Annotated in this window: 5 protein-coding genes; 1 reads left to right on the top strand and 4 read right to left on the bottom strand. The window is 75.6% G+C overall.

The genetic code is table 11. From position 1 onward, the window contains the following. Window positions 1-27: 27 nt before the first annotated feature. The 3 genes from ACIWVC_RS10095 to ACIWVC_RS10085 are packed head-to-tail and all read right to left on the bottom strand — an operon-like array spanning window position 28 to window position 1,955. A complete protein-coding gene (locus ACIWVC_RS10095) occupies window positions 28-651 on the bottom strand; it encodes a hypothetical protein (protein WP_396454033.1) in 624 nt (207 codons plus the stop codon). A gap of 20 nt (window positions 652-671) precedes the next feature. Next, entirely contained in the window at window positions 672-1,391 is a 720-nt protein-coding gene (locus ACIWVC_RS10090) for an aromatic acid exporter family protein (protein ID WP_396454032.1), read from the bottom strand. A gap of 60 nt (window positions 1,392-1,451) precedes the next feature. Then, on the bottom strand, window positions 1,452-1,955 hold the full coding sequence (locus tag ACIWVC_RS10085) for a CGNR zinc finger domain-containing protein (RefSeq protein ID WP_396446930.1): 504 nt from the start codon (window positions 1,953-1,955) through the stop codon (window positions 1,452-1,454). A gap of 158 nt (window positions 1,956-2,113) precedes the next feature. On the opposite strand from ACIWVC_RS10085, the gene ACIWVC_RS10080 reads away from it, so the two are divergent. After that, entirely contained in the window at window positions 2,114-2,275 is a 162-nt protein-coding gene (locus ACIWVC_RS10080) for a hypothetical protein (RefSeq protein ID WP_396454030.1), read from the top strand. 41 nt (window positions 2,276-2,316) lie between these two features. On the opposite strand, the gene ACIWVC_RS10075 is transcribed toward ACIWVC_RS10080, so the two are convergent. Further along, entirely contained in the window at window positions 2,317-3,762 is a 1,446-nt protein-coding gene (locus ACIWVC_RS10075) for a hypothetical protein (protein WP_396446932.1), read from the bottom strand. Between the last annotated feature and the right edge of the window lie 128 nt (window positions 3,763-3,890).

Below are 3,890 nucleotides of genomic sequence, written 5' to 3'. Positions count from 1 at the left end.
CCCCCCGGGACGGGCCTCTGCCCTTCGTCACGACCGCTCTTCCCCGCCGCCCGGACTGCCCGAGCCGTCCGAGCCGTCCGAACTGCCCCGTTCGGCCGGGTCGCGGGGGGCGCGGTCGGCCGCCCGGCTGGCCGTGGAGGCGGCGCGGCGGAGCTGGTGCCCGGCCTGCTGGACGGCCTGGACCGGGCGGGCGGGCAGGTGCCGGGTCGCGCCGCGGTGCCGCCGCCAGTGCTCGCGGGCGCGGGCCCGGTGCTCGACGCGCAGGTTCTCGATGAGCCGGTCGATGTCCATGGACACCTCCCCGTACAGCGGCCACAGGTCCCCGGCCGCGGCCCGCCGGTGCAGCTCGCGGCGCAGCCGGGCGCGGCGCTCGCGGGCCACGTCCACCCGCACCTCCAGGTCGTGCTCGGCGAGGAACGGGCGGGCGTCGCGGGTGAGGTCGGAGCGGGCGAGCCGGCCGTAGGCGGCGACGCTCGCGGCGATCCCGGCGAGCGCGTCGCCGAGCCGGTGGCGCAGCACCGGGTCGGTCAGCAGCCGGCCGCGCTCGCCGAACTCCTCGTCGTCGGCGAGCGACCGGGTCAGGCCGCGCAGCGACAGCATGAAGTGCTCCAGGGTCTCCATGGCGTTGCGGAGCGCGACGCCGGCGTCCACGAGCCGCCGCGCCCGCGGGTTCAGCTTGACGCTCTCCTCGGCGGCGCGAGGTCGCGGTCGGTGCGGCGGAGCTCGCGGGCGAGCCGCTCCGCCGCCTCCTGCCAGCGGGCCGCCTCGCCCTCGGTGCGGTCGCCGCGCAGCCCCTCGGCGATGTCCTCGATCGGCTCGCGCAGCTTCTCGGCGGCGTCCTGGACGGCCTCCTCCGCGGGCCGCACCCGCACCGACGGGACCAGCAGCGTCGCCGCCAGCCCGGTGGCCGCGCCGATCAGCGTCTCCAGCACCCGATCGGCCGCGCCCGCCCCGCTGGCCGCGCCAAGCGCGAAGATCAGCATCGCGGAGATCGGCACCTCCAGCACGTGCTCGCCGAGCCGCAGGACGTGCCCGATGACGAGCGCGGCGCAGATGGTGATGCCGAGCGCCCACCAGGAGAACCCGATGGTGGACGCCGCCATCACCGCGACCAGCACCCCCGAGGTGACCGCGAGGACCCGCAGGATGCTCGCCTTGATCGTCTGGACGACGGAGAACTGCACCACCAGCAGCGCGGTCAGCGGCGACAGCAGCGGCTCCGGCGTCCCCGCCGGCAGCACCGCGTCCGCCAGCACGAACGCCAGCACGGCCGTGAGCGTCAGCCGGGCGATGCGGTAGACGGTGGACTGCACCTCCGTCGCCACCTGCAGCGGCGAGCGTCCGGCGCGGTCGCCCCGGCCGGGCCGGAGGCGGGAGAACGGGCGTGGCATGCCGTGTGTTCTTCCCGCGGGACGGCAATATTGCGGCAAAGCCCGTGAATGCGGGGCAGGTCACGTCCTCCGGCGGGCGCGGAACGCGGCGACGTTCGTGCGGTTCGCGCACGCCTCGGAGCAGAACCGGCGCCGCCCCGCCCGGGAGGTGTCGGCGTACACCCGGTCGCAGCCGCCGGCCGCGCAGACGCCGGTCCGGCCGAGGCCGTGGTCGACGACCAGGTCGGCGAGGTTCATCAGCGTGGTCGCGCGGAACCGGTCCGGGAGCCGGGACGAGGGCGGCGCGTAGTGCATGTGCAGGCCGTGCGGCTCGTGGTCGGACAGGTGGGGGTGCATGGGGACCTCCAGCATGAGCCGGTTCAGCAGCGCCGTCGCCTCCTCGAGCCGGGCGGCGGTGAAGAACGGGCGCAGGGTCCGGCCCCAGCGGCGGAACTCCTCGGCGTCCTCGTCGCGGAACTCCTGCCAGAAGAACTCGTTGTCGCGCAGGATGGCGCGGATCGCGCCGGCCGAGTCGTCCCCGCCGGCGCTCGTCACGGCGTTGACCAGCGCGACCGCCGCCGCCACCCCGTGGCTCCTGTAGCCCGTGACGCGCATTACCCCTGCCTCCGGTCCCGCTCGCCTGGCGTAAATGTTATCTTGTTTATAACCCTTACACGAGTCGTCCCCGGGGATGCGCGGTGGAATGCCCACGCTGTGGCTGGCCAGAGTCCGAGGTGTACGAGGTGCTGTCGCGGCACCCGACGTCCGAGGGGGTCGTGACCTATACCCGATGCGCCTGCGGCCGGCTCCAGATGCGCGTGGAGCGGTACGGGCCGGGCGCGGTCGTGGCCGCCGGGCGTGTCGACGCGCCGGCGCTGGACCGCTTCCAGGGCCGCCTGTTCTAGAGCCGCGGGTTCTGGGGCCGCCGGTTCTGGAACCGCCGGCTCTAGTGGCGCCAGCGGGTCGCGGCGGCGATCTCCTCCGGCGTCGCGCCGTCCAGCAGCGCGATCTCCCCGCGCCGGACGGTCGCGACGGTGTCGACAACGGCCTCGCCGAGCGCGTCCCGCAGGACGGCGTCCGCCTCGAACGCCGCGACCGACTCCGCCAGTGACGACGGGAGCGGCGCGATGCCCCGCGCGGCGCGCTCCTGCTCGGACAGACCCGCCGGATCGACGTCGACCGGCTCGGGCAGCCGCAGGTCCATGCCGAGGCCGTTCCGGCCGGCGGCGAGGAGGGCCGCCAGCAGCAGGTACGGGTTCGCGGCGGAGTCCACGCACTTGACCTCCAGGTTCGCCGCGGTCTCCCGCTCGCCCTCGGCGCCGGTGATGAACCGCAGCGCCGCCTCCCGGTTCTCCAGCCCCCAGCAGGCGAACGCGCCCGCCCAGTGCGACGGGACCAGCCGCAGGTAGCTCGCCACCGCCGGCGCGCCGACGGCCAGCAGCGCGGGGAGGCGGCCCAGGATCCCGGCGGCGAACGCCTCCCCGGCCGCCGTCATCCCGTACGGGCCGGAGCCGCCCGCCATCGCGTTCTTCGGCCCGTCCGAGGTGTCCTCCCGCCACAGGCTGAGGTGGACGTGGCCGCCGTTGCCGACCGAGCCGGCCTCGACCTTGGGGGAGAAGGAGGCGGCCATGCCGTGCTCCATCGTCACCGCCCGGATCGTCTCCCGGACGATGACGGCGGTGTCGGCCGCGCCCAGCGGGTCCTCGGGCTCCACCGACACCTCGTACTGCCCGGCCGCGTACTCGGGGTGCAGCTGCACGACGGTGACGCCCGTCTCCTTCAGCGCCGCGAGGACGTCCCGCAGGTAGCCGGCCAGCTCGGTGACCCGCGTCATCCCGTACGCGGGGCCCCGGCAGGCGGGGACGAACCCGTCCGCGCCGCCCTTCGACACCGCCCACTCGATCTCGAACGCCGCCTTCACCGACCAGCCCAGCGCGGCGAGCCGGTCGGTCTCGCGGCGCAGCAGGGCCCGCGCGTCCAGCGGGTGCGGGGTGCCGTCCTGCGCGTACCGCAGCGCGGGCGCGTGCGCCCAGCCGGGCAGCGCCGCCATCGGCGCGAGCCGCTCCAGGACGGGATGGAGCCGCAGGTCGCCGACGGGCCCGCCGACGTGGCGCCCGGACACGATCGAGTCGTCCAGCAGGAACACGTCGAACACCGGGGACATCCCGACGCCCCAGGCGGCGGCGTGCTCCAGCCGCTCCACCGGGACGGTCTTGGTGCGGGTGATGCCGCTGACGTCCACCCAGGTCAGCGCGACGCCCACGATCCCCTCCCCGGCCATTCTCCGGGCCGCGACGGCGGCGCGGGCGGCGAGCCGCGTGCGCTCGCGCCCGCCGAGCGCGTACGCGTCGAGGCCGGTTCCGCTCGTCGCGGTCTCAGAGGTCTGTTCCACGGTGCTGGCTCCCGGTCGGAGTGGCGGAGGCGGACGCGGGCACGGCCCGTATGGGCATCGTAGGGAGAACACCGGCCCGTTGCAGTCAGGGCCCGTTGCAGTCAGGAGGAGCGCGCCGTGCTGGAGCA

The organism is Actinomadura sp. (assembly GCF_044508335.1).
Taxonomy (GTDB): domain Bacteria; phylum Actinomycetota; class Actinomycetes; order Streptosporangiales; family Streptosporangiaceae; genus Spirillospora.
The sequence above is the reverse complement of the archived record's forward strand: the minus strand, read 5'-3'. Positions and strand labels throughout refer to the sequence as shown.

Bases quoted from the DNA above. Each gene is read 5' to 3' on its own strand.
- ACIWVC_RS10090 (WP_396454032.1), bottom strand. From the start codon at position 1,391: ATGCCACGCCCGTTCTCCCGCCTCCGGCCCGGCCGGGGCGACCGCGCC.